At 43.2% G+C, this 24,548-nt stretch carries 25 protein-coding genes; 9 read left to right on the plus strand and 16 right to left on the minus strand.

The window, feature by feature from the left end; genetic code table 11:
- The first annotated feature begins 143 nt into the window (after positions 1–143).
- The 3 genes from lspA (at position 144) to AAFN85_RS10130 (ending at position 2,807) form a co-directional block, all read left to right on the plus strand.
- The gene (gene lspA, locus AAFN85_RS10120) at positions 144–686 is read left to right on the plus strand and encodes a signal peptidase II (RefSeq protein WP_347527076.1); all 543 of its coding nucleotides are present in this window, start codon (positions 144–146) and stop codon (positions 684–686) included.
- Between the two features lie 265 nt (positions 687–951).
- On the plus strand, positions 952–2,319 hold the full coding sequence (locus tag AAFN85_RS10125) for a DEAD/DEAH box helicase (protein ID WP_347527077.1): 1,368 nt from the start codon (positions 952–954) through the stop codon (positions 2,317–2,319).
- 161 nt (positions 2,320–2,480) lie between these two features.
- The gene (locus AAFN85_RS10130) at positions 2,481–2,807 is read left to right on the plus strand and encodes a septum formation initiator family protein (protein ID WP_347527079.1); all 327 of its coding nucleotides are present in this window, start codon (positions 2,481–2,483) and stop codon (positions 2,805–2,807) included.
- Between the two features lie 79 nt (positions 2,808–2,886).
- On the opposite strand, the gene AAFN85_RS10135 is transcribed toward AAFN85_RS10130, so the two are convergent.
- From AAFN85_RS10135 to AAFN85_RS10150, 4 genes are all read right to left on the minus strand, one after another.
- Entirely contained in the window at positions 2,887–3,309 is a 423-nt protein-coding gene (locus AAFN85_RS10135) for a DUF559 domain-containing protein (protein WP_347527080.1), read from the minus strand.
- Between the two features lie 109 nt (positions 3,310–3,418).
- Positions 3,419–5,500, minus strand: a complete 2,082-nt coding sequence (locus AAFN85_RS10140) for a hypothetical protein (protein ID WP_347527081.1) — start codon at positions 5,498–5,500, stop codon at positions 3,419–3,421.
- 237 nt (positions 5,501–5,737) lie between these two features.
- The gene (gene fabG / locus AAFN85_RS10145; RefSeq protein ID WP_112575821.1) at positions 5,738–6,481 is read right to left on the minus strand and encodes a 3-oxoacyl-[acyl-carrier-protein] reductase; all 744 of its coding nucleotides are present in this window, start codon (positions 6,479–6,481) and stop codon (positions 5,738–5,740) included.
- Between the two features lie 152 nt (positions 6,482–6,633).
- Positions 6,634–7,161, minus strand: a complete 528-nt coding sequence (locus AAFN85_RS10150) for a hypothetical protein (protein WP_347527082.1) — start codon at positions 7,159–7,161, stop codon at positions 6,634–6,636.
- Between the two features lie 257 nt (positions 7,162–7,418).
- On the opposite strand from AAFN85_RS10150, the gene AAFN85_RS10155 reads away from it, so the two are divergent.
- A complete protein-coding gene (locus AAFN85_RS10155) occupies positions 7,419–8,600 on the plus strand; it encodes an asparagine synthetase B (RefSeq protein WP_347527122.1) in 1,182 nt (393 codons plus the stop codon).
- Between the two features lie 115 nt (positions 8,601–8,715).
- Here the strand turns inward: AAFN85_RS10155 and AAFN85_RS10160 are convergent, their stop codons facing one another.
- Genes AAFN85_RS10160 through AAFN85_RS10185 form a run of 6 tightly spaced genes read right to left on the minus strand, consistent with a single transcriptional unit; the run spans position 8,716 to position 13,795 of the window.
- The gene (locus tag AAFN85_RS10160) at positions 8,716–10,818 is read right to left on the minus strand and encodes a putative porin (RefSeq protein ID WP_347527083.1); all 2,103 of its coding nucleotides are present in this window, start codon (positions 10,816–10,818) and stop codon (positions 8,716–8,718) included.
- Positions 10,818–11,633 (minus strand): purine-nucleoside phosphorylase, encoded by an 816-nt coding sequence (locus tag AAFN85_RS10165; RefSeq protein ID WP_347527084.1) that lies wholly within the window; start codon positions 11,631–11,633, stop codon positions 10,818–10,820. Before AAFN85_RS10165 ends, AAFN85_RS10160 begins: the two co-directional genes overlap by 1 nt.
- Positions 11,617–12,660: a tetraacyldisaccharide 4'-kinase gene (gene lpxK, locus AAFN85_RS10170; RefSeq protein ID WP_347527085.1), complete on the minus strand. Its 1,044-nt coding sequence runs from the start codon at positions 12,658–12,660 to the stop codon at positions 11,617–11,619. Before lpxK ends, AAFN85_RS10165 begins: the two co-directional genes overlap by 17 nt.
- 15 nt (positions 12,661–12,675) lie before the next feature.
- A complete protein-coding gene (locus AAFN85_RS10175; RefSeq protein WP_347527086.1) occupies positions 12,676–13,071 on the minus strand; it encodes a type II toxin-antitoxin system VapC family toxin in 396 nt (131 codons plus the stop codon).
- Complete coding sequence (locus AAFN85_RS10180; protein WP_347527087.1) at positions 13,056–13,283, minus strand: hypothetical protein; 228 nt, start codon at positions 13,281–13,283, stop codon at positions 13,056–13,058. The genes AAFN85_RS10175 and AAFN85_RS10180 overlap by 16 nt, the downstream gene beginning before the upstream one ends.
- 56 nt (positions 13,284–13,339) lie before the next feature.
- Positions 13,340–13,795 (minus strand): hypothetical protein, encoded by a 456-nt coding sequence (locus AAFN85_RS10185; RefSeq protein WP_347527088.1) that lies wholly within the window; start codon positions 13,793–13,795, stop codon positions 13,340–13,342.
- Between the two features lie 94 nt (positions 13,796–13,889).
- Here AAFN85_RS10185 and AAFN85_RS10190 point away from each other — a divergent pair, with 94 nt between their 5' ends.
- The 4 genes from AAFN85_RS10190 to AAFN85_RS10205 all read left to right on the plus strand — a co-directional run bounded on the left by AAFN85_RS10190 (position 13,890) and on the right by AAFN85_RS10205 (position 18,521).
- Positions 13,890–14,798, plus strand: coding sequence for a serine hydrolase (locus tag AAFN85_RS10190; protein ID WP_347527089.1), 909 nt, complete (start codon positions 13,890–13,892; stop codon positions 14,796–14,798).
- 166 nt (positions 14,799–14,964) lie between these two features.
- On the plus strand, positions 14,965–17,328 hold the full coding sequence (locus AAFN85_RS10195; RefSeq protein WP_347527090.1) for a TonB-dependent receptor: 2,364 nt from the start codon (positions 14,965–14,967) through the stop codon (positions 17,326–17,328).
- 169 nt (positions 17,329–17,497) lie between these two features.
- The gene (locus AAFN85_RS10200) at positions 17,498–17,935 is read left to right on the plus strand and encodes a peptidylprolyl isomerase (RefSeq protein WP_347527091.1); all 438 of its coding nucleotides are present in this window, start codon (positions 17,498–17,500) and stop codon (positions 17,933–17,935) included.
- Positions 17,936–18,014: 79 nt separating this feature from the next.
- Positions 18,015–18,521, plus strand: coding sequence for a DUF5606 domain-containing protein (locus AAFN85_RS10205; protein WP_347527092.1), 507 nt, complete (start codon positions 18,015–18,017; stop codon positions 18,519–18,521).
- Positions 18,522–18,586: 65 nt separating this feature from the next.
- Here the strand turns inward: AAFN85_RS10205 and AAFN85_RS10210 are convergent, their stop codons facing one another.
- From AAFN85_RS10210 to rlmH, 6 genes are all read right to left on the minus strand, one after another.
- The gene (locus AAFN85_RS10210) at positions 18,587–19,303 is read right to left on the minus strand and encodes a hypothetical protein (protein WP_347527093.1); all 717 of its coding nucleotides are present in this window, start codon (positions 19,301–19,303) and stop codon (positions 18,587–18,589) included.
- Positions 19,304–19,390: 87 nt separating this feature from the next.
- A complete protein-coding gene (locus tag AAFN85_RS10215; protein ID WP_347527095.1) occupies positions 19,391–19,798 on the minus strand; it encodes a Dabb family protein in 408 nt (135 codons plus the stop codon).
- A gap of 64 nt (positions 19,799–19,862) precedes the next feature.
- Positions 19,863–20,144, minus strand: coding sequence for a hypothetical protein (locus AAFN85_RS10220; protein ID WP_347527097.1), 282 nt, complete (start codon positions 20,142–20,144; stop codon positions 19,863–19,865).
- Positions 20,144–20,428, minus strand: coding sequence for a hypothetical protein (locus AAFN85_RS10225; protein ID WP_347527098.1), 285 nt, complete (start codon positions 20,426–20,428; stop codon positions 20,144–20,146). The genes AAFN85_RS10220 and AAFN85_RS10225 overlap by 1 nt, the downstream gene beginning before the upstream one ends.
- Positions 20,429–20,486: 58 nt before the next feature.
- Positions 20,487–21,431: a cation diffusion facilitator family transporter gene (locus tag AAFN85_RS10230; RefSeq protein ID WP_347527099.1), complete on the minus strand. Its 945-nt coding sequence runs from the start codon at positions 21,429–21,431 to the stop codon at positions 20,487–20,489.
- A 188-nt stretch (positions 21,432–21,619) separates the two neighbouring features.
- Complete coding sequence (gene rlmH, locus AAFN85_RS10235; RefSeq protein ID WP_347527100.1) at positions 21,620–22,093, minus strand: 23S rRNA (pseudouridine(1915)-N(3))-methyltransferase RlmH; 474 nt, start codon at positions 22,091–22,093, stop codon at positions 21,620–21,622.
- 64 nt (positions 22,094–22,157) lie between these two features.
- Between rlmH and AAFN85_RS10240 the strand changes: the two genes are divergently transcribed.
- Complete coding sequence (locus AAFN85_RS10240) at positions 22,158–23,966, plus strand: DNA mismatch repair protein MutS (RefSeq protein ID WP_347527101.1); 1,809 nt, start codon at positions 22,158–22,160, stop codon at positions 23,964–23,966.
- Positions 23,967–24,548: the final 582 nt, after the last annotated feature.

Below are 24,548 nucleotides of genomic sequence, written 5' to 3' on the forward strand. Positions count from 1 at the left end.
TAGCGCGTGGGGTGTTGAAACAAGTTCAACACGACGGTAATTTTGATATTATCGATCAACACATATTTTTATACCTTTGCCTCCCGGCAACCGGATAATTAAACCATGGCAGCCACGTTATAAAATTTGTTACCATAATACTGATGAACAAAAAAGGGATTTTGAGGATACTGGCTATTGTGCTGATATTTATTGCAAGCGTAGGGTTAGACAGGATTACAAAAGTTTACATCCGCGAGCATGTTCACGTTGGCAGTGATAACATCTTTGTGATCAAAAACTTTTTCACCATACTTCATGCCGAAAATACAGGCGCGTTTTTAAGCCTTGGCGATTCGTTGGAGAATCCGTGGCGTTTCATTTTGCTTTCATTACTTCCGTTAATAGCGCTTGCATTTGGTATCGGTTATGTAATGTTTAAACCGTCTATCGGCAACCTTACTACCATTGGTATCATATTGGTAATTGCCGGTGGCGCGGGTAACCTGTACGATAGGATGATGTACGGCAGCGTAACCGATTTTATGCACATGAATTTCCAGATCTTCCAAACTGGAGTATTCAATGTGGCCGATGTATCTATTATGGTTGGGATGGGCCTGATCCTCCTTGAATCGTGGAAAAAAGACAAAGCTGCCAAAAAGAAACAGCAGGAAGAAGCCGATGCAGAAACGACGCCTGCATAAGTAAATATAATAATATCGTCATTGCGAGGAACTAAGCAATCGCGAAGTATACACGGCGAACATGCCTACGTGCGATTGCTTCGTGCCTCGCAATGACATGATGAAAGTTCTCGAGCTTTCTTCCAAATATCCCTTAAAATCTTCTTAACAATAAAAAGCGTATCTTTGCAAACAAGTACCCGTTCGCTTACGGTTTTGAGCACCGCAAACTCTTCAGATCCGCTTATGCTTTCGCGTTAGCACATTATATATTACAAAAGATCAAATGTCATTCGAAAATTTAAATTTAATTGAGCCTATCCTCAAGGCTTTAAAAACAGAGGGCTATACTACACCTACCCCAATCCAGGCGCAAGCCATCCCTATTATATTAAACCACCAGGATTTACTTGGCTGCGCCCAAACCGGTACCGGCAAAACCGCGGCATTCGCTATCCCTACCCTGCAACTTTTACACCAGGACAGGATTGCCCATAAAGAGCAAAAAACCATTAAAGCATTGGTGCTGACACCAACCCGCGAGCTGGCCCTGCAAATTGGCGAAAGTTTCACTAACTATGGCAAACACACCGGACTTAAAAACCTGGTGATCTTTGGTGGTGTATCGCAAAACCCACAGGTTGATGCATTGCGCAGGGGTGTTGATATTTTGATAGCAACTCCGGGCCGTTTGTTGGATTTAATGAACCAGCGTTATGTTCACCTGGAGCATGTTAAATTCCTGATATTGGATGAAGCCGACCGCATGCTGGATATGGGCTTTGTTAATGATGTTAAAAAGATCATTGCCAAAGTACCGGCAAAAAGGCAAACCCTGTTCTTTTCGGCCACTATGCCAAAAGAGATCCAGGGCTTGGCGGATAGCATCCTGAACAACCCTGAAAAAGTGGAAGTTACACCAGTATCATCTACTGCAGAAACTATTCAACAGGCCATCTATTACGTGGATAAGGGCGACAAAAAGAACCTGCTGATCCACATCCTGAAAGATAAAACTATCAAAACCGTACTGGTATTTACCCGTACAAAGCACGGTGCCGATAAAGTGGTGAAAGATTTGAACCGCGTTGGCATCACTGCCGAAGCTATTCACGGCAATAAATCACAAAATGCAAGGCAACGCGCGTTAACCAACTTTAAAAATCGTACTACACGTGTGCTTATCGCTACTGATATCGCGGCCCGTGGTATTGATATTGATGAGTTAACCCACGTTATTAACTACGAGTTACCTAACGTACCCGAAACTTATGTACACCGCATTGGCCGTACGGGCCGCGCAGGTGCAAACGGTATAGCATTTTCATTTTGCGATGCCGAAGAATTGGAGTTTTTGAAAGATATCCACAAGCTGATAGCCAAACAGATCCCGGTAGAAGAAGGTCACCCTTACCCGCTTAGCCCGGCAGCTATGGCTGCCAAAATAAACGAAGCACCTAAAAAAGGTGGCTCGGGCGGTGGTCAGCGCGGTGGCGGCCGTGGTGGTAATAATCGCAAATCTGGCGGTGGTGGCGGAAACAGTCGCTCTGCCGGTAATGGCCGTTCTGGAGGCAACAAAAGATCCGGCGGTAGCCGTTCAGAAGCCGGTCGCCCGGGTGGTGCCAGTGGCATGAGTGGATCGAGAAGAGGATAAGAATGGTGGCTTAAGTGAGTGGTTGATTAGGTGAGTGGTTTAAGAATTTCAAATCAACCACTCACCTAACAAACCCAATCAACTACTCACCTAAACAAAATTTCCCTGTTAATAAGTTAATAACCATATTTGCGACTGTAGAAAAAATCAAATAGCTTTAAATGAAATTTACGCAGCCCATATCAATGAAACGCCTTATTGACCTTTTCAAGAATAAATTCTTCCTTGTTACGCTGGCTTTTGTTGTATGGATGATATTTTTCGATAGGAACGATCTTTTCTCGCAATACCAATACCACCAGCAGGTTAAAAAACTCCGCGTAGAGCGCGATTTCTACAAAGCGCAAACCGACCAGGTGAATAAAGAGCTTAACGAACTCACCACCAACCCCCAACAACTGGAAAAATTCGCCCGCGAAAAATACCTCATGAAAAAAGCAAATGAAGATGTTTATGTGGTGGTGCCGGATTCGACGGATAAGAAATAAAGGAAAAATTAAAGCAAAAGCGGGGCCTCGTGCGATTCCCTCCCCACGGGAGGGTGTAGGGAGGGGTTTCTACACCCAGCTACTCCAACAAGCTCATATCAAATCCTTCAGGCAGCTTAATCGAACGATCTTCTTTAACAATTCCTACTACCAATCCTTCAATAGCCCGCAAAACGTTATCCAAATCATCTTTCAACTCAGCCTCAGCAAATCGCAAAAACCTAATACCAAAGCTCTCCAATTTCGCTTGTCTTGCTTCGTCCTTAATTAAAATATCTTCGTGATTGTGATATCGGCCATCTATCTCGATAGCCAACATTAACTCCTTACAATAAAAATCAACTATGTAATTATCTACGCAACGTTGACGGTCAAAATCGAAACCTAACAGTTTATCTTCTTTTAGTTCATTCCATAATATAAGTTCACCGAAAGTCATATTCTTTCGAAGCTTCTTGGCGAGCTCTTTTAGTGTGGGATTATATGGGATGATTTTTGCCATTTTGTTTAGTCGCTTTTAGAAACCCCTCCCTACACCCTCCCGTGGGAGGGAATCGCGCAAGCCCCCGCTTTTTCCTGCTTCCTGCTTCTTACAATCTTGATTCTTTCCTCTAAATCTCCCCTTCCCGTTTCCTCAAAAACCACTCAACAGATAATAGCACCAAAATCAACCCAAACAACCATTTCACATCAACCAGGTCGCTGTAGTGCTTATCTTCATAAACAACAGTTTTCACATTCTCATTTTTACGGATCAGGTCGGCAAGCTTGGCTACATCAGATGGCTTGATCATTTGTCCACCGCTTTGTTTGGCAAGGGTGTTTAATAGCACATGGTTAGCCGCGCTTTGGCGGGTTTCGAGGTTTAATAGCTTTATGGTGAATTGCCCGCTTGCTTTAAAATCCTGTTTTCCGTTTTGGGTGGATGCGTTGTAGGTATATTCTCCAACAGGTAAAGCGCCTGCATCAAGCTGATAGCTTTGGCCGGTACGCGTAAACAGGTAACTATAATTTTTACCGGCCGAGTTTTTCAACTCGATCTTCACATCGGGCGTATTGATCAGCTCGAGGGCATCGTTGTATAACTCGGCGTTGAGTATTACGTTCTCGCCCTCGTCAAATACATTACGGGCCGGGTAAACACGGAAGCGTTGACGGTTGGAATTGGCCGTTAGATATTGAACGGCTTGACTTAGCAACTCGTCGGTAGCGTTGCGGTTGCCATAGTTTTGATATTCGGAAAGCTGCCAGCGCCAAATGCCTTCTCCGGTTAATACAGCAGTACGGCGACCAGCCTCATCGCCAAAAGCCAACAGCGGATAAGTTGTAGCTACTGCCCCTATCTTCTGCCGCAATAAAATCGAAGTACCGGTTGAAGTGCCATAACTACCAAAAGGAGCCAATAACGGTGGCAGGGCACTGATCTTTCTTCGTGCGGAATCTGATAAGTTGAACGCAGTAAAATCACTGGCAGGCAAAGCCAATACTTCCTGCGTTTCAGCTCGACCAACACTGATTTTCACCACGCCTTGTTCACTATTAACCGCCTGTAAATTACTTTGCGAACCAACGATATACCATACGGGCGTTCTACTTTTAGCGATGAAGTTTTTAATTGGTGGATAATCCGCCGCGCTTATCTGGTATAAAACAACCAGGCTATAATCCGCAGGCTTAATATCCGCGGCATTGGTAATTGAAGCGGCTTTAACCTCGTAATTTTTATTAGTTTCAATAGCTTGCCTGATCACCGTAATATCCGGGTGCGGCCCATTGTATAGCAACAAAACCTTTTGGCGGGCATCAAGCACTTCTACATAAATAGTTTCGGTATTGTTTTGTGTGGATAGCTCGTTTTTAATCGGTGCTATGCTGATATTATATTTCCTTAAACCTTTTTTAGCTGCGTTTAATTTTATGGGGATGATCTTTTTAAAATCGGCTGCAGTTACCGGGATGCTTTGCTGATATACCTGTTTACCATCTTCGGCAACCGCGATGTTCATGTTTTCGCCTTTGCTCTGGTAAGCTGTGGCAAGCACTTCTATAATAAAATCGTTCCCTAAAAAGGCTGTTTTATTATAGTTGATATTGCCGATAAGCAGATCGCGTTTGGCTGTAGTATCGCCAAGGGCAACGGTATAAATACTGGTTTTGATGTTTTTGGCTTCGTATTGCGGATCATTGCCCTGGTTATATAAACCATCGGTAGCCAGCACCAAAGCGCCCATATTTTGATTAGTAAAGCGATTGTTCAATTGATGCAGCGCGCCTGCAATATCTGTTTGCTTACCGCCAAAGCTTTTCGATAAACCGGCGTGCAGATCTTTATCAAAATTAAACTCATGCACATCGTACTTATCGCCAAGCTGTTCTTTCAACTTAGCCAGATCATCAACAAAAGCTGATGAATTAAAGCCTGCAGGTTTAAAAGTATTGATGGATGATGAGTTATCCTGAGCGATGAGCACTAAAGGTTTTTGAGGTTCGTATTTAATTGATTTAACCAAAGGCGAAACCAATAGTAACGCGATAAGGAAAACCGCGATAGCACGAAGGGCAGCTAATCCATAACGTAAATTCCGGCCGATCTCGACGGGTTGCTGGTACATGAGCCAGGCATAGGCCAAACCTAATAACAGGCAAACCGGTGTCCACCATCCCGAAACAGAACCCCATGTAAGTGAAAACATTTGTAGCTATAGTATAGATTGAGGCGCCGACAACCAGGCCCGATAACATTAACTGCAAAATGCGAAATTATTGTGAGAAGAGGGGAATAAGTTTTGGTTTATTGGTTGAGACTCTTTTGTCATCCTGAGCGACAGCGAAGGATCTTCTTCAATAAGCAGGGCGGTCATACAGGGCGAAGAAGATGCTTCGTTCCTCAGCATGACAAATGTTTAAGGAACGAAGCTAAATAATCTTATCTACAACATACCACCATCAACCGGAATAACCTGACCGGTGATATAAGCTGCCATATCTGATGCAAGGAATACGCAGGCGTTAGCTACGTCTTCAACCTCGCCGGCACGTTTAAGCGGGATGCCCGCTGCCCAACCTTCAACAACTTTAGGATCGAGCACGTCGGTCATTTCAGTGCGGATAAAGCCTGGTGCAACTACGTTGGTACGGATGTTACGTGAACCTAACTCTTTAGCTACTGATTTTGAGAAACCAATAATACCTGCTTTTGAAGCAGCATAGTTAGCCTGACCGGCATTACCCTGTACACCAACTACCGAGCTCATGTTAATGAATACACCTTTGCGGTTTTTCATCATGATCTTCGATGCTGCTTTGGTAACGTTGAAAATTGATTTCAGGTTTACGTCAAGTACTTCGTCCCAGTTCTCTTCTGTCATGCGCATTAGCAGGCCATCTTTGGTGATGCCGGCGTTGTTCACTACGATATCAAGTGTACCGAAATCTGCAACAATATCGGTGATCAGTTTATCGGCTTCGTCAAATTTTGAAGCGTCGGAGCGGTAACCTTTTATTTTAGTACCGAAGCTTTGCAGCTCCTGCTCAAGGGCCTGACCTTTTTCTACAGATGATAAATAAGTAAAAGCTACGTTAGCGCCGTGCTCGGCAAATTTTTCGGCTATTTTACGACCTATTCCTTTTGACGCACCGGTAACCAGCGCGGTTTTTCCTTCTAATAATTTCATAATTAAAGTATATGATTTTAGGGCGGTGAAGTTAGGGATTTAGTTGGAAAGTCTAAAGTGTTGAGTCGTAAGTCTGAAGTTCAAAGTCTTAAGTCAAAAGTTCAAACCGTAGCATAATCCTTACTTAAGACTTTGAACTTAAGACTAACGACTTACTTCAAATATTCTTCAGGTATTGGATTATCCTTACGCTCGCCATCATAAAACCAACCTAAAATCCAAAACCGGGTACCATCATAAAACAGTTCGATGCTGTTAATACCCCGTTCGGTTACCGGGCCATCATGTGTATTGCGCGATTCATAGGTGCTCCACACGTGGTAAATACTGCCGAACTTTTCAACCCGGCGGGCTATTTCCCGTTCGTCGAAACCTTCTTTTGAAAGCGACGGATCGGCCAGCTTATGATATTGCTTCAATGTCATGTAACTGAATTGCTGCTTACCCTGCTTATCAATATATCCTGAGCCAACGTGGGCATCGGGAATATGCAGCAGGCTATCGCGCTCAAAACTTACCTTTTCGCCTTTTTTAACGGTAACCACATCGTAGTAGGCCTTCATAATGCCATCGAGCGTGCTTACATTATCGCCATGCTTAGTGATCACTTGCGCCTTGGCCGGGAAGATCATGGCAATGGTGATAACAGAGATGAGCAGCGGCAGGATATTCTTTTTCATAACGATAAGATTTTGATTGAATTAACAAAAAATACCGGAGATATTATAGGGCGAAATAACTAATCTTCATCGATCAGGGCATCCATCAAAATACATTAAATGTTTATTCGTTACATTTGATAAACCGGCTTAACAAAATATCAGGCATCGTGAATAACCAATCAAAAAATAAATACCTGCTAACTTTAAGATCCCTTTTGCCTTTCGCCTTTCTCCTTTTGCCTCTTTTCACAAGGGCTGCTTCGATACTGATCCCGATGGATGATGAGCAAAATGACCATCTAAAATCGTACGGCATAGCGTTTTGGGTTTTGAAAAATGGCGAAGAGGTTGATTGGCTGCTTAACTATCGCGGCGGAAGTTTTATGCTGAAGTACGGCCCTAAAATTGAAGAAGAATGCAAAATTCGCGGGGTTAGTTATGAAGTTATTGCCGATGCCAAAGCCAACGAGATCATTACCGAGGTAAGCGATCCATCAGTAAACATGGACCTGGTAAAGCTGGAAAAAGCCCCCAAAATGGCGGTGTACTCTCCCAAAAACAAACTCCCCTGGGACGACGCTGTAACCCTGGTTTTAAAATATGCCGAGATTCCATACGATCTGGTTTACGACGAAGAAGTAATCCACGGCGACCTGCCCAAATACGATTGGCTGCACCTGCACCACGAGGATTTTACCGGCCAGTACAGCAAGTTTTACGGCGTTTACCGCTATGCTCAATGGTACACCGATGATGTAAAAGTTCAGGAAGCCATGGCCCACAAGCTTGGCTTCAGCAAAGTATCAAAAATGAAATTGGCCGTAGCCCAAAACATCCGCGATTTTTGTGCGGGTGGAGGCTTTTTGTTCGCGATGTGTTCTGGTACCGATACTTTCGATATAGCCCTCGCCGCAGCCAATACCGATATCTGCGAACGCATGTTTGATGGCGATGCCGCCGATCAGGATGCCCAATCAAGGCTTGATTTTAAGCAAACCTTCGCCTTCCAGAATTTCTCGCTGGATATGAACCCTACTTCGCACTCATTCAGTAATATCGATGTAACCACCACCCGCCAGGTCGACCGTACCCGCGACTTTTTCACATTGTTTGATTTTTCGGCTAAATGGGATGTAGTACCCAGCATGCTTACGCAAGATCATGATAAGGTGATCAAAGGCTTTATGGGCCTCACCACTGCCTATAACAAAAGCATGCTGAAACCCGGCGTTACCATTATGGGCGAGATGAAAACAGGCAACGAAGCCCGCTATATTCACGGAGAATATGGCAAAGGCCAATGGACATTCTACGGAGGGCATGACCCGGAAGATTATCAGCACGCGGTGAATGATCCGCCAACAGATTTGAAACTACACCCTAACTCTCCGGGGTATAGGTTGATATTGAACAATGTGCTTTTCCCTGCTGCTAAGAAGAAGAAACAGAAGACTTGATTTTGGATTTTGTCTGAACTCGAATTTGGGGAAATTAAGGAATAAACAGAATGCTAAGCAAATTCTATAAATTCTTTAAATTTCCTAAAATTCGAGTTCAGACAACTCTCCCCTATCAATTATAAAACGTCCAAGAAACGCCGAATTTCAAGATCGCATCTTGTTGAGGATACCTGTTAACTGTATAGTATCCTTTGCTCCAGGCGCGTTGGTTAACATAATCATAAGCTACAAACAGGTTGGTACGCTGTAGGGTAGCTTTAAAGAATAAGCCAAATACAGGGTACGATGAAAATGTAACGTTAGCACCGTTATAAAACTGGCCAAGGCCCGGTGCGTATGAAGGCGCGACGTACTCGGTATTGTAACTTGCATTTACACCAAAACTTGAGTGCAGTACATTAAACAGCAAACGGTTAAGGTACAATTTACTGTACGCGTAAACTTCGGGCGTGCGCAGTGTATTTTGGTAATCTGTTTTTTGATAAACCACAAAGTTGTCAAAATGCAGACTGCGGTAAGTTAAGTTTTTAGCAAGGCTTATTTTAAGCAGGTTTATTGAACTGTTTAACTGTGCCGGGCGGGCATCTGTACCGCCTGCCTGAGCTGTGAAATACAGGTAATTGCTTATTAAAAAATATTCGGCCTTTAAATCAACCTGTAGGGCATCATTAATGTAATTGAACGACGCGCTGGTTGTTTTCTGGTTGCTGAAATCGTTATGGAAAATATAGTGGTTCGAGATCCAGTTGGTATAAACCAATGGCGGCGAACTATTTTGCGAGTAAGCCTCCAAAACAATTTTCCCTGTTTTATTTCCGCCGGCAAGGGTTAGTTTGGCATCGTAAAAATAGTTACCAAAATCGCGGCCTTGGGCAATCTGCCTGAAATCGGCATCCAAAGCGATCCGGTCACTAAACCGGTACCCCGCTTTAGCTTTCAGTGTGATATCCTGAAAAGTATTGTGCTGAACCTTATCCTGGTGAACGTACTTTGACCCATACTCGTTCATGGTGGTATCGCTCACGTACTGGTTGTAGCTGTAAAAATCGTGTACCAAACCAAGGTCAAGCTTCAGCTCATTTTTAACAAACTTTACCGATTTACTGCGGAGATAAAAACTATACGAAAACTCGTTCTGGATATGCGTTACCACCGTCGAATCGCGCGATCGGTTACTGCTGTAAAAGTAATCGGGAAATACGTTGTAGGTATCCACACCGCTTTGTTTGTACAGGTACCTGCTGTTTTGGATATGCAGGGTATGGGATACACGCTGCGTAGGCAGAATTTTTGAATCGGCTTTTCCTTTATTCAAGCTATCTATCCTGCCTAAGTAATAAAACTGTTTAAGGTAAAGCCCTTTATCGTTCCAGTTTTCGTAACTATATGGCAGGCGCACCTGTGCCCTGTCTTTCGAGAAAGAGTTACTGACAACAGATGCTGTAAATACCGAATCGTTGAGGATACCACCCGTTTCGGGCGCTTTAACATTATTGAAAAGCAGGCTGGCCAAAAGGTTATACCGCTTGCTTTTTGATTCGTACCAGGTAAAAATGGCAGCATTAAGTCCGCTCACATTTTGGCCAAGTACGTTATTATAGCTGTAAAAACCCTTCGACCCATTAAAATTAAGGTTAAAACCTATATTCCAATTGGGTTTGATGTTTTGGGTATGGACTATATTAAACAACTGCACTGCCGAACTACCAAATGTATTATAAAGCGTAAGCTTTGAATAAGGTACCCTTGTATTGTAATAATTAATATCCTGCGGTTGCAATATATAAGCATCCAGCGAGTGCATGCCTATGTCAAAGCCAATAATTTTATTAGGCTCGAACAACAGTGGGCGTTGGGCCAAACCTACGCTACCTAAATGGATCCTCGGGTTGTACGGGTTAACCACCGGACTGTAAATTTCGAAATTGGTTATGCCGGTATCCAGCGGAAACATCTGCGTGCTGTCGTTCAGTAAACGCTCGTTAGTGATCCGCACAAATTTAGAACTGAAAACAACCGAATCCTTTTTATTCTCTTCCTTACGGCGAAGGCTATCCAATAACTGATCGTCTGTTAATGCCTTTTCCTGGCGGCGTGTGCTGGTATCACGTGTAGGCAGGTTACGTGGATTAGTACGGTTACCATATTGCGCGAACGCGGACTGCACCGAAAGGCACATCAGCAATAAAAAAAAGTATTTGAGCGTTTGGCGCATTAATTACCGGCTATCAGTTCTTTAAGTATCAGTGTCATTTTTGGTTCGGCTTCCTGCGCAATAGCAATGATCTCTTCAAGCGTTATGGGCTTCAATACTTCAGGGAAACCCTCGTCTGTTAAAACCGAAATAGCAAATACCGGGATGCCCATGTGGTTGGCTACTATCACTTCGGGCACAGTGCTCATGCCTACCGCGTCGCCGCCTATAATGCGCAGATACTTGTATTCGGCACGGGTTTCTAAATTAGGGCCGGTTACCGCAACGTAAACGCCTTTATGGCAGGTAATATTATTCTTTTGCGCTATGGCCAAACCTTTTTCTATCATATCATGACGGTAAGGCTCGCTCATATCCGGAAACCGCGGACCAAGCTCTTCGTAATTACGCCCGATCAGCGGGTTTTGCGGCTGCAGGTTAATATGATCTTCAATGATCATCAAGGCACCTTTTTTAAATTCAGGGTTTAATGATCCGCTGGCGTTTGATACATAAAGTGTTTTAATGCCCAGGTATTTCATCACCCTAACCGGGAAGGTGATCTGCTGCATATTGTAACCTTCGTAATAGTGCAAACGGCCTTGCATAGCAACCACTTTTTTACCAGCCAATGTACCGAATATCAGTTTACCAGAGTGAAACTCTAAGGTAGAGATCGGAAAATCAGGGATATTGGAATACATCAGTTGTTTTTCAACCTCAATTTCCTTTACCAGGCCACCAAGGCCGGTACCTAAAATTATACCCACTTCGGGTTCAAAATCGCCAATACGGTTTTTAATGTACCTGGCGGTGCTTTCAATATTGTCTAACATAGTTTTGTATGAGTATGTCAAATTGTTGTTGGCCATTGTTTAAAAAACTGATACCTATGGGCAACACCCAAACGGGTAGTTTTTTAACCTCGGCAAGCAAGTCCTGTTCCCCTAAACGCTGCGCATCCTTTTCTGTTGTGATGATCACTTTTTTTTGTGCGGAACAGGCCTCAAATTCATCGGCAAGTTTACTGATATTTTTTAAGCTAAACCGGTGATGATCCGGATAATTATGATGTACAATGTGTTGCGTTTGCTTTTTCAGGTGCGCTAACAAAGGTGTAGGATTGGCAATACCTGTTAAAAGGAATACAGTAGTTTCGGCATCAATAGTATCAGCAACCGCTTGCCCCGCCATATTTTGCAGTGGCAGGTAAGTTATCGATGTAAAAAATAGCGACTGATGCGGGTATGGTTTGATACGCTTGATAACCCTACCCTGTTCCAAATCGGTAAGTGTTGAAGGGCATTTACTGATAATGATAACATCGGCCCGTTTGCGCCCGGCAAAAGGTTCGCGTAAATTACCGGCCGGTAGCAACCAATGAGGTTCATTTACCCGGCTGTAATCAAACAGTAAAACGCTTAGCCCCGGTTTAAGCGCGCGGTGCTGGTAGGCATCATCTAAAATAATAACGTCATGATCATCTTTGATGCGCTCAACACCTTCTACACGTTTTTCGCAAACGGCTACATCAATATCCGGAAACTTGTGTTTAAACTGTGCAGGTTCGTCGCCAATATCTGAAGCTTTGCTTTGTTCCGATGCCATTACGAATCCTTTTGTTACACGGCCGTAGCCCCGGCTAAGGGTGGCTATTTTGTATGACGATTTTAATAACCGAATTAGATACTCAGTCATAGGGCTTTTGCCTGCGCCGCCTACATCCAGATTACCTACTACGATGATGGGCATATCGAAGCCGGTGCTTTTAAATATTCCCCTATCGTAAAACCAGTTGCGGATAAGCACAACAAGGCCGTAAAGCAGGGAAAAAGGGAGTAAAAGCCGGCGAAGGTATTTCATAGGGGTTGGCTATGATTATTTAAAATCAAGCAAAGATAGCTCATCGATCCTGTCAAAATGCTTTAAGTTCAGGGTTGCTATAGGGAGATTATTGCTAACTGCGATAGCGGCAATAAAAAGGTCGGCAATGGCTATTTGCTTTCTTTTGATTTTTAGAGACTTATTTATAGCAATCGCTTTTTCACTTGCATTACTATCAAAGCTTAACACATTAACTTTTTCAAGAAAAGCTTTCCAGTAAGCAACTTGCGACTCTCCAGCCCCGGTATAAAGTTCATACTCAGTTATAGAACAAATACAAAATTTATATCCTTCATCTATTAAATAAACCAATTTTGAATTTTGCTTATTAGATTTTCTGAAAAAATCGATAAGGATTGATGTATCGACCAATACTATTTTGTCCGCCATTTATTAATCTCTTCGCGGGTCTGTTCTATAATAGCTATTTGCTCGTCAGAAAATACCGGCGCTTGCAATAAAAAAGCTTTAAGATCTTTCAATTCAGTATCCTCAACAAGTTCCTTATCCAATTCGTTCTTAAATCGCATAAGCTCATCTTTGGGAAGCTGTTTTACAATCTTAACCAAATTATCAAACCCTATATCTACCTGAACTTGCATAATCAAATTTACTAAATTTTAATCAGTTTTTCAATATCACAAGCTTATAAGCCTAATCACATAATCACCCCAAACTGCTTTAAATGGTGCGTAAAATGCTTACCATGCCAAATGATCCATTCGTAATAATCTAACGGACCGAAACCGCCATGGATCACCTTAACATCATTGGTGTTAAAATACCTGTCGAATGTCTCCAGCTCTTTCATTAGCTGGTTGATGGCCGTTTCCAGGTCGGGATAGGTCAGGGTATCCGGCAGATCTTCCAAATAAATATTGTGGGGTATTTCCACATCGGTATAAATGCCTCTTTGCTTGCGTGCTTCAGTATTTTCGTTTGGCCCATCCCAGGTTGGTATTTTGGTTCCGTTGGTGTACTGTACTTCGGTAATCAAGTGTTCTATCATTTGCTGGGGTTTCATTTTGCCCCAAAGCGGCTGGGCTAATGGGTCAAGCATCAACAGCATTCTATACAATACTCTTCGATTGGTGATATCAACAAATTGGTTCATGAACAACAAATATATGAAGCTGATTACCTAATTGAATGGCCTAAGGTCGCCTTTCAATTTAAATTGTTTATTTTCATTCAATATGATTCATTACATGAAACGAATGCTCATTTTTTTGCCGCTTTTAGTAACATCCGCCGTTTTTGCCCAAACAAATCAAAAACTTACCACCAGGCTGCAGGATGCTGTTAAAGGTTTCCGTGGCCAGGTTGGCATCTATGTGCAAAACCTAAAGACGGGAAAAACGGCTGAAATTAATGCTGATACCCTATTCCCAACAGCCAGCATGATCAAAGTGAGCATCCAATGCGGCGTAATGGACAAAATCGAAAAGGGTGATTTGAAGTACAACCAAAAACTGGTTTATCGTGATTCACTGCTATATGCCGGCGAAGATATTTTAGGCTCGTTTAAAGATAAAGACACCGTACAGCTAAGCAAAGTAGCTATGCTGATGATCACTATGAGCGATAATACCGCCAGCTTATGGCTCCAAAAATTGGTGGGTGGTGAATATATCAACAATTGGCTCGATCAAAATGGCTTTAAAGTAATGCGGGTGAACTCGCGTGTTGCAGGTCGGGAGGCGATCCGTAAAATTTATGGCTGGGGAGTGACTACTCCACGCGAAATGTGCCGATTGTTCACCCTGATCCGTCAGGGGAAAGCCGTAAGCGCCGCCGCCAGCGAAAGGATGTACCGCAACATGGGCCGCATTTATTGGGATGAGCACGCGTTATCGCAAATCCCTCCATACGTGCATACTATATCCAAGCAAGGCGCTGTTGATGAATCACGCTCGGAAACGGTGTTGGTTAACGCGCCACATGGCGACTATGTGTTTTCTATAATTACCAATCATAACACGGATACAAGCTGGACAGCTAACAATGAAGCCGGCTTGCTTATTAAAAAGATCTCGGCCTTACTATGGCATTATTTTGAGCCGGGCGATAAATGGGAACCAGCTGAAGGGGTGGATAAATTTATGTTGAACGAGTAGATAACTCGTTCCATTAAAGGTGGACAGCTGATACCTTTGAGGTGTGAAGCAGTAAACGATTTCTTCTCATTATTTGCACAGCTGTAGAGGTTAATTGACAAGCATTTATTATTATTGGGCAATCGATTACAATGTGTAGAACTTACACATCCTAACACACCTATTTATGCGTAAATTATTTACTTTTTTACTTTTATTCATCACCGCCCTTACGGCCCAAAGCCAAACCACCGGCGATTTGCCCGGCACTGTTACTGATGCCCACGGTCAGCCTATAGCCGGGGCAACGGTTTACCTGCTTAATACTAACTACAGTACCAGCGCCGATAAAAACGGCAATTTTACTTTAAAGCATATCAGCACCGGTAAATACACCCTGCATATCAGCGCGGTGGGTTATGCAGCTAAAAATGTTCCCGTAAACATGATAGGCACCGCCCGCCCTATAACTTTTCAGCTTAATGATGCCGGCAATCAGCTTGATGAAGTTACCGTATCTGCCCAAAAAGTTGAGGAACAAGCCCAACGTGTGCCTTTCAGCATCTCCACATTATCGGCCAAACAAATTCAGGATTATCGCCTTTGGGATCTGAAAGATCTGACAGCCATTGTACCTAACTTAAACTCGGGTGCACCGGGCGATGGTCGCACGGTTACCGGTATGCGCGGTATTGTTACTACCTCGTACGATCCTGCCGTGGCAACTTACGTAGATGGTGTTAACCAGTATGGTTTGGATACTTATATCCCGGCGCTTTTAGATGTTGACAGGATTGAGGTATTACGCGGTCCGCAGGGAACGTTGTATGGTCGTAATGCTACCGGCGGTGTTATCAATGTGATCACTAAGCAGCCGTCAAATACCGTTAGTGGTTTCGCGGGTATCGATATCGGTAACTATAACCAACAGCGTTATACTTTAGGTATTAAAGCACCACTGGTAAAAGATAAATTGTACCTCGGTGTGGCAGGCATCTACTCTGGCTTCAACGGTTTTTATACCAATACTTTTAATAACACCCATTTTGATAAACAGCACTACTTTTTAGGTAACTATTACCTTAAGTTTTTGGCTACCTCAAAACTGGCATTTACCCTCAACGTAAAAAATTACAACAACCGCAATAACGGCGCGTTTACACTGGCGGGCTCACCGGATGATGCTTTGGAGCATCCTTTCCAGGTTAACCAGAACGCTACCACCAAAATGATCGATAATACTTTTCAATCGTCATTAACGGCTAACTACAGTGGCAGATATTTTAATTTCACCTATCAAACATCTTACCAGGTAAATAACCGCTATTACACCACACCTATCGATGGCGATTTTTCACCTATCGATGCTGTATCTATCGTAAACAATTATGGCGGCAAATGGAACAAAGTAAAAACTACAATCCAGGAGTTCAGGTTTACTTCGCCTGCTTCATCAACCTCAAAACTGAAATGGGCTGCAGGCGCTTATAATTTTTACCACTATGCCCCTAACCGCCAGGGAACTTACTTTGGCGCGGATGCCGCCGCGGTTGGCTCACCTATGACAAACTTCACCAGCATCAACACCAATACCGACAGAAACTATGGCATAGCCTGGTACGGCCAGGCAACTTTAGCCGTAACCCAGCAGTTTGATATCACCGCCGGTTTACGCTACGATTACGAACACAAAAAAGAAAGCATCCTGGGCGAGTTTCAGCCCGATGGTGCCGATGCTATTGTTACCCGTTCAGATACCTCATCAACCGCGCATTACAAAGCTTTTACCCCTAAGTTTAGTTTAGCCTATCATGTATCGGCACATAATAATCTGTATGCATCGTACAGCCGCGGTTTCCGTGCAGGTGGTATTACCGAGTTGGGTTCTGATCCTGTATCGTCTCCTCCATTGTATTCGTTCAAGCCGGAGTATAGCAACAACTACGAGATCGGTTCGAAGAATGATTTCCTGGATAACCGCCTGCGCGTAAACTTAACCGCGTTTTACACCCGCGTAACCGATGCTCAGGTGCCAACCTTGGTATTGCCCGATGCTGTCACCATCACCAAGAACGCCGGAAAACTAAGCAGCAAAGGTGTTGAAGCCGAAATTAACGCCACCCCGGTTAAAGGCCTTGAAGTTGATTACAATTTTGGCTACACCCATGCACGTTACACAACCTTAGTTGTAGGCAGCAATGGCGAAGAAGTAAACTTAAAAGGCAATAAGCAAATTTACACCCCTAACATCACCAGCATGCTGGCCTTGCAATATGGCTATGATCTTGGTGGCCCGCTAAAAACCAAACTGATTGCCCGTGGCGAATGGCGTTACCTTGGCGACCAATACTTTGACCTGGCCAATCAAATTGAGCAAAAGCACTATAGTAAGTTCAATGCGCGTGTTGGCGTTAGCACCAAAAGGTTCGGTTTGTTTTTCTGGGAGAGCAATATCACCAATAAAAAATATATTGATTATGCCTATGATTTTGGCGCAACGCACTTAGGCAACCCGCGCACTTATGGCGTATCGTTAAGTACTTCATTTTAATTATAAGATATTTTTCAATTTTTCAACGCCTGTGTAAGCCTTCGGTTTACGCAGGCGTTGTTATTAAAACGTGATTAGTTTTTATCTCGATTTTTTTTACAATCAGTACTTTACCGCTTTCACATGTAATTATTACCTTTGCCGTCTGTTTTCATAAAAAACAAATAAAATGAGCAAAGCAATTATCAAAACCGAAAAAGGCGACATGACCGTTGAGTTTTACGATCAGGATGCCCCAAATACCGTTGCTAACTTTAAAAAATTAGCAAAATCAAACTTTTATGATAATGTGATCTTCCACCGCGTTATCCCTAATTTCATGGTTCAGGGTGGTGATCCAACTGGTACTGGTGCCGGTGGTGCAGGTTACAAAATTGATTGCGAACTTACAGGCAACAACCAATATCATGACCGTGGCGTGCTTTCAATGGCACACGCAGGTCGTAACACTGGTAGCTCACAATTCTTTATTTGCCACAACCGTACAAACACCGCTCACCTTGACCGTAACCACACCGTGTTTGGTAAAGTGATCGAGAACGTTGACGTTGTTGACGCTATCCGTCAGGGCGACAAAATTTTAGGCATCGAAGTTATAGAAGACTAAGTGAATGGTTGATCATGTGAGTGGTTGAATGGTTTTAACCACCTAACCACTCACCCAATCAACCCAATCAACATAAAATATGAATTTACAGGGAATAGTATCCGTATCGGGCAAACCGGGTTTATGGAGAGCATTAGCGCAAAACAAAACCGGTTACGTACTGGAAAGTTTAGACGCTCAAAAAACCAAACTGATCGCCAATCTTTCAACAGCTAAATTAGCTGCCTTGGCCGAGATCACCATTTTTGGCGTTGATGACGACATCAGGTTAACCGATGTATTAGAGCGCATAAAATCAGCAGCTAACGTGCCGGATGTTAAAGCCGACGGAAAAGCATTACGCACCTTCTTTTACGAAGTAGCACCCGATCATGATGAAGAGAAAGTTTACTCATCTGATATTAAAAAAGTGATCACCTGGTTCAACATCCTGAAACCGCTGCCACTTTTTGACGAGGCCGATCCAACACAGGCACCAGCGCCCGCAGCAGAAGAGCCGGTTGCAGAAGCAGTGGCAGTGGAGCCGGAAACGGAACCTGCCGCCCCAAAAGCAAAAGCTAAAAAAACCACAAAAAAAGCCGAATAATCGGCTTTTTTTGTGGACTCCCTCTTTAAACAAACGTTATTGGTATAATATTCTAAATAATACCCCTATTCCGTATCCGTGTAAGCATCTCCCCCAATAAATATCATGGTATTTGTAGCATGCGCGGGCGAACCGGTTGCTCCCAATGCGAATGATTTTTTGATCACCTTAGTTCCGTAATTCAGTTCGATGGTGTTGCCGGATATTTTATAGGTGCCGCCGTTGGCAGTCTTTTTCCAAGCGGTTGCACCGGGTGTCATCACGCCGCCGTTTGATCCTTCGGTAAAGTGGGTATCATCAATAAAATTGATCTTTTTTATTACCAGGGCGTTGGTGCCGTTACCGTAATCGCCTCCACTTACTTTTTCGTAACCTTTTTTAAGTTTGATAGCGCCTGTGTAAGCATATGCCGGAAACCAGTTACCCGCGCCTAATTTATAATCGTGCGGTTTGCCGTCGCTATTGGTTAGGGTGAAGGTTGCACCTGTTTTTTTCCATGTTCCCCAGGCTTTTGGTCGGCTGCTTTTGGCGGCAGATACATTTAATGTTTCGAGCGGTTCATCGCCAACGTCAAAATATTCACCGTTTTTAAATAGCACAACAGGCTCGAACGAGATGGCTGCAGGGTAGCCGCTTACGGCTCGGAAATACCAGCCTTCAATAGCAGGGGCAGCCGGTATGGGTTTGTGATTAGCACCGCCATCTTTAGCTTTAACAGCAGCGCTTAAATGTAATGTGAAGCTTGAAACGGCAAAGCAGATTGCCAGGTGTTTAACTTTCATATCATTTAATGTTTTGGTTAACTGTATTAATTAACCCAAAACATTAATGATTGGTTTGGCCATAGTTGATTAAGATTCTGTTAACGCTTAAGCATCTACAGCATCATAAACAATAACCTTTTCCCACAGATGGCTGCAGTTTTTTATAAACTCAAGGTGGATGGGATGCGTTTGGTAGGTAGCCTGTCCTGCCAGATCGCTAAAAAACATCAACTCGGATACTGCCCATGAGTTATCAACTACATCACGCTTTTCGGTACTGGCTACAACGCCTACCCGTAGTTTACGCACGGTTTCAATTTTAGCAAGGGTTTTAACACCGGCCACCAGTTTATCGCGGTCTTCAACCGAACCAGGATTTTTAAGCCAGAAAAACACGTGGTGAATTACAGGCCATTCTTCTTTTTGCGCGTTTAATGATATTGCCGATGCGGAAACGGTGCCCGCGGCTAAAGCAGCGGAAGTTGCTATAAATTTTCTTCGGGTTGATTTCATAAAAGGAAATAATTGGCCATTAAGATAGTGAGAATTATTAAAGAAAACTATAGCCTTGGGGATATCAAACGCCTCTGTTTACTGGAGGATTAACGATATTGGGCAAAACATGTCCCTCATCTAACTTTGATATATCAACGTTTTCAATAATCCTTTTTATTGGTGGCATCTGTTTCCCTTTAAAAATGGTGATGCTTAAAATAAGCAGCGCATCATCATAATTAAAAGCTGTTATTCCACAGCCCATACTGATGCCAGGTGGAATATCTTTACTGGCAACGCTTAGGTCAAATTCAAACCAATAACGTACCAGCAGCCTTGAAGCAATCTGTGCGTTGTCTATCATTAAAAGATATCCAAAATATAAACCAAAAAAATAATCGGCAAAACATTCAAAAACACCACCAACCCAATGTTCTGATCTTCGGGTTTACGCTTTGAGTAATAACGCGTCAGGTATGCGGCAAAAAGAATGTAATAAACAAACGGAACAGCAAATATCACGGCTAAAAGTATCCCTGCCGGACCAAGCAACTGCCCCCAGCCTAATATAATGGGCCAGGCTATCATACCCACCACCTCCAGAATGGTGATGATAAAAAGTACATTTAAGGTTTTGGCTTTGCTCATTTAAGGTAATTGTGTACCATAAATATAAGCATATCAAGCTATCTAATAAAATACGGGCTTACAAACACTCCGGCTGCTTGCATTCTTCTTCCGTAAACTCAGGTTCGAAAGTGCAATGGGTAATTTCAAGATGCTCCATGCGGTGACGCAGGTCATGTTTAATATCATCAAATTTAGCCATTGCCTCGGGTTTGATGAGCAGGTGGGCGGTGAGCGCGTTTTCGGTGGTACTTAAAGCCCAAACGTGGATATGGTGCGCATTGATCACGCCGTCGCATTTCATCAATTCGGCACGGATCTTTTCAACATCCATTTCGGCGGGTACGCCATCCATTTCTAAACGTAAACTGGCAGTTAATAGACCCCAGGTTCCTCGTAGGATCACGAAGCCGATGATGAGGCTCACTACACTATCAATCCAATATAGCTTAGTAAAATAGATAATAACACCAGATATCACTACCCCCAGCGAAACAATGGCATCAACAGCCATGTGCAGGTAAGCACCTTTCACATTCAGGTCGGTATCTTTATCTTTTACAAATAACCAGGCGGTAAAACCATTAATGGCAATGCCGATAAAAGCAACCCAGGCCATGGTACCACCCGATACCACTTCCGGATTCATAAAGCGCATTACCGCCTCATAAATGATGAAGCCCACCGCTACAAACAATATCACCGCGTTAAAAAACGAAACGATAATGGTTGAGCGTTTATAGCCGTAGGTGTACTGGCTGTTAGCATTTACTTTAGATAATTTGAAAGCCAGCAAAGCAAGCGCCAACGAAGCAACATCGCTCAGGTTATGGCCGGCATCAGTTAACAGTGATAACGAGTGTGTAAAGAAACCCGTAGCGGCCTCAACAACCACAAATACCGAGTTAAGCACAATACCCCAAATAAAAGCCGAATTTAAATGATCTAACTTGGGCGCATGATCATGGTGATGGTGTCCATGCCCGTGCGAATGTGAGTGTGAATGATCGTGACCTGCTGACATTTAGCAAAGGTAGGGAAAGATGTGCAGATATGCGGATGTGGGAATGTGTAGATTCATGGATTGTTCATTTTGTCCGAACCGGGATTTGGGGGGATTTATTTGATTTATGGGATTTTAAAAATCCTGTAAATCCCCTCAAATCCCGGTTCAGAAATCAGCGAAATCAACGTAATCAAACAAATCAACGGTTATTCATGATGATACGGCTCACCCTTCATAATCGTATAAGCCCTGTATAGCTGCTCCACAAAAAACAACCTTACCATTTGGTGCGAAAATGTCATCTTTGATAAAGATATCTTATCATTTGCCCTCTGATAAACTGAAGGATCAAAACCATAAGGGCCACCGATAATAAAAATGAGATTAGCCGATGTGGTTACCTCCTTTTTATTAATGTAAGCAGCAAACTGGGTGGAGGTAAACTCGCTCCCCTTCTCATCCATCAGTATCACAAAATCAAGCGGGGTAATTTTTTTCAGGATCAGTTCGGCCTCTTTGGCTTTTTGCTGCTCGGGGCTTAGCGCTTTGGTGTTTTTAAGTTCGGGTATCTCAGCAAGCTCCAGCTTGGTGTAATGTTTAAGGCGTTTTACATACTTATCTATGCCTTCTTTCAGGTAGGCATTTTCGGTTTTGCCAACGGTAAGGAACGTGATCTTCATATCTCAAACAAATAAACGTTTATTTAAAATATATGTGTTTATTTAGGTTGATTTTTATCTGCAAATGGAACAACCAATTATAACCGATTACACCCAACGCGCAAGCGCGGCAGCAGCCGAAGTCGCAAAATATAAAAACCTGGCCAATACTTATTCCTTTTTTCGCCTGGGCATTTTCGCCTTGATGGCAATAAGTATCGCAATTGGCATCCATAACGATGATTTCAGTATTATAGCCGTAGCTTTTGTTTTGCTTGTGCTTGCCTTTGCCCGGTTGGTGGCACACCAAAGCCGCTTTGAAAAGCAAAAACAATATTACGATGACCTGCAGCGCGTAAATGAAAACGAGATAGCCAGCATCCAAACCCACGCTAATATTTATAACGATGGTGCCCGATATGCGGATGAAAAACATTTCTATACCTCCGATCTGGATATTTACGGCAAAGCCTCCCTATATCAGCTTATCAATCGTACAGCAACTACACCGGGAAATGATAAACTGGCGGCCTGGCTTAACGCCCCTGCAAACAAGCCTACCGTACTACAGCGCCAGGAGGCGGTAAAAGAAATAGCTACTAAAAACGACTGGAAGCTCGACCTCCAAACACGTTTGGTGTTCGCCATTAAACAGGATACTGATCAGCTTAAAAACCTGTTTAAATACCTGCGCATCCCGCTGGATATGCCCGGCGAGAAATGGCTGAACACTTACACTAAAATTGCGCCCTACCTATTTACCGGCTTGCTTATAGTAGCTTACTTTTATTCCCCTGCAAAACTCGCTGCTATATTTGTTGGGCTTGCCAATATGGGCCTCGTATTTTCAAAAGCGACCTACATTCGCAAGGCCGACCTAATTGCTGGAAAAATAGGCAGCACCTTAACCAATTATGCCGAAGCATTTAAAAGCATTGAAGATGAGCAGTGGCAAGCGGCTTATAATAACTCGCTGGCACAAGAACTAAAAACCAATAAAACATCGGCCAAAATAAAAGAACTTGCAGAGCTTATTAACAAGCTCAATTATCACCTCAACCTGATAGTTGGCTTTGCCCTTAACCTGTTTTTTTTATGGGATATCCGCCAGATCATCGCCATCGAAAACTGGAAGCGCCAAAACCAGGAGAGTCTCGAAACCGCCTTCGATGTAATTGCAGAGTTAGAAGCGTTAATGAGCCTGAGCAGCCTCGCTATCAATTATCCCGAATGGTATTTTCCGGCTATTGATGATCGCGAGGGCTATACTTTAAGCGCTAAAGCTATTGCCCACCCGCTTATTAATGCTGCCAAACGTATTGAAAACGATTATGAGTTGGAGGATACTTTTAAGGTAGATATCATCACCGGATCGAACATGGCCGGTAAAAGTACGTTTTTGCGTACCGTAGGCATCAATACCGTATTAGCCCTAAGCGGCGCGCCGGTTTGCGCGCAAAGTATGCAGGTATCAGTAATTACTATCATCAGCTACATGCGGATTAAAGATTCGCTTAACGAAAGCACCTCAACCTTTAAAGCCGAATTGGACAGGTTACAAATGCTATTGGCCGCAGTTGAAAATCACCCTAAAATATTTTTCCTGATTGACGAGATGCTGCGCGGCACCAACTCGGTTGATAAATACCTTGGTTCGAAAGCGGTGATAGAGCAGTTGATCAGCAAAAAAGCCGTAGGTATGGTGGCTACGCATGATTTGCAAATTGCACAGCTCGAAACCAAGTATCCTGACTATGTGCGTAATTTTTATTTCGACATACAGGTTGTTGATGGTGAGATGTTGTTTGATTATAAGATAAAACACGGGGAGTGTAAAACTTTCAATGCTTCGCTTTTATTGAAGCAGATTGGGATAGAGGTGGGCGAAGAGTAAGGCCTTCTAAATACGTCATTGCGAGGTACGAAGCAATCGCACGGAAACAAATCCGCCCTGTATAGCATGCGATAGCTTCGTACCTACCTATGACATAATTAAAATTAAGGTCGTGCTGAACTTGTTTCAGCATCCCACCCGCTAAGCAACCTCGCTAAGCAAAGCGGCTACCTGTCCTGTGGGGTGCCGAAATAAATTCACTGTTGTCCGGGGAAAGGTTTTTCAAAAAGTTTTACCGGACAGCCGGTATCGAAATAGCTGCGATATTATACACTAAAAACTTTTTGAAACACTACAACGCAACCATAAACGGTCTAACCGCAGGAAAAGCTTAGTTTCGATTAAATTTTTACCGGACAGCCGGATTTTAAAAAGAGATTCAATAATTTAAAAACACAGGGGGCTTGCATTTAAAACAGCATAAAAAAAGGCCTTTTTGAGGCCTTAAAAAAGGTTTTTAGATAGGAAACGAAAGTTCCCCGGACAACAGTGAAATAAATTCGGCATGACGGTGAGGAGAATGTCATATACTCCTTCAGAGGCTTCGGCTTCCGTTACTTATAATGACGTGTGGGGAAATAG

This window comes from Mucilaginibacter sp. CAU 1740, from assembly GCF_039839285.1.
In the GTDB taxonomy this organism is placed as follows: domain Bacteria; phylum Bacteroidota; class Bacteroidia; order Sphingobacteriales; family Sphingobacteriaceae; genus Mucilaginibacter.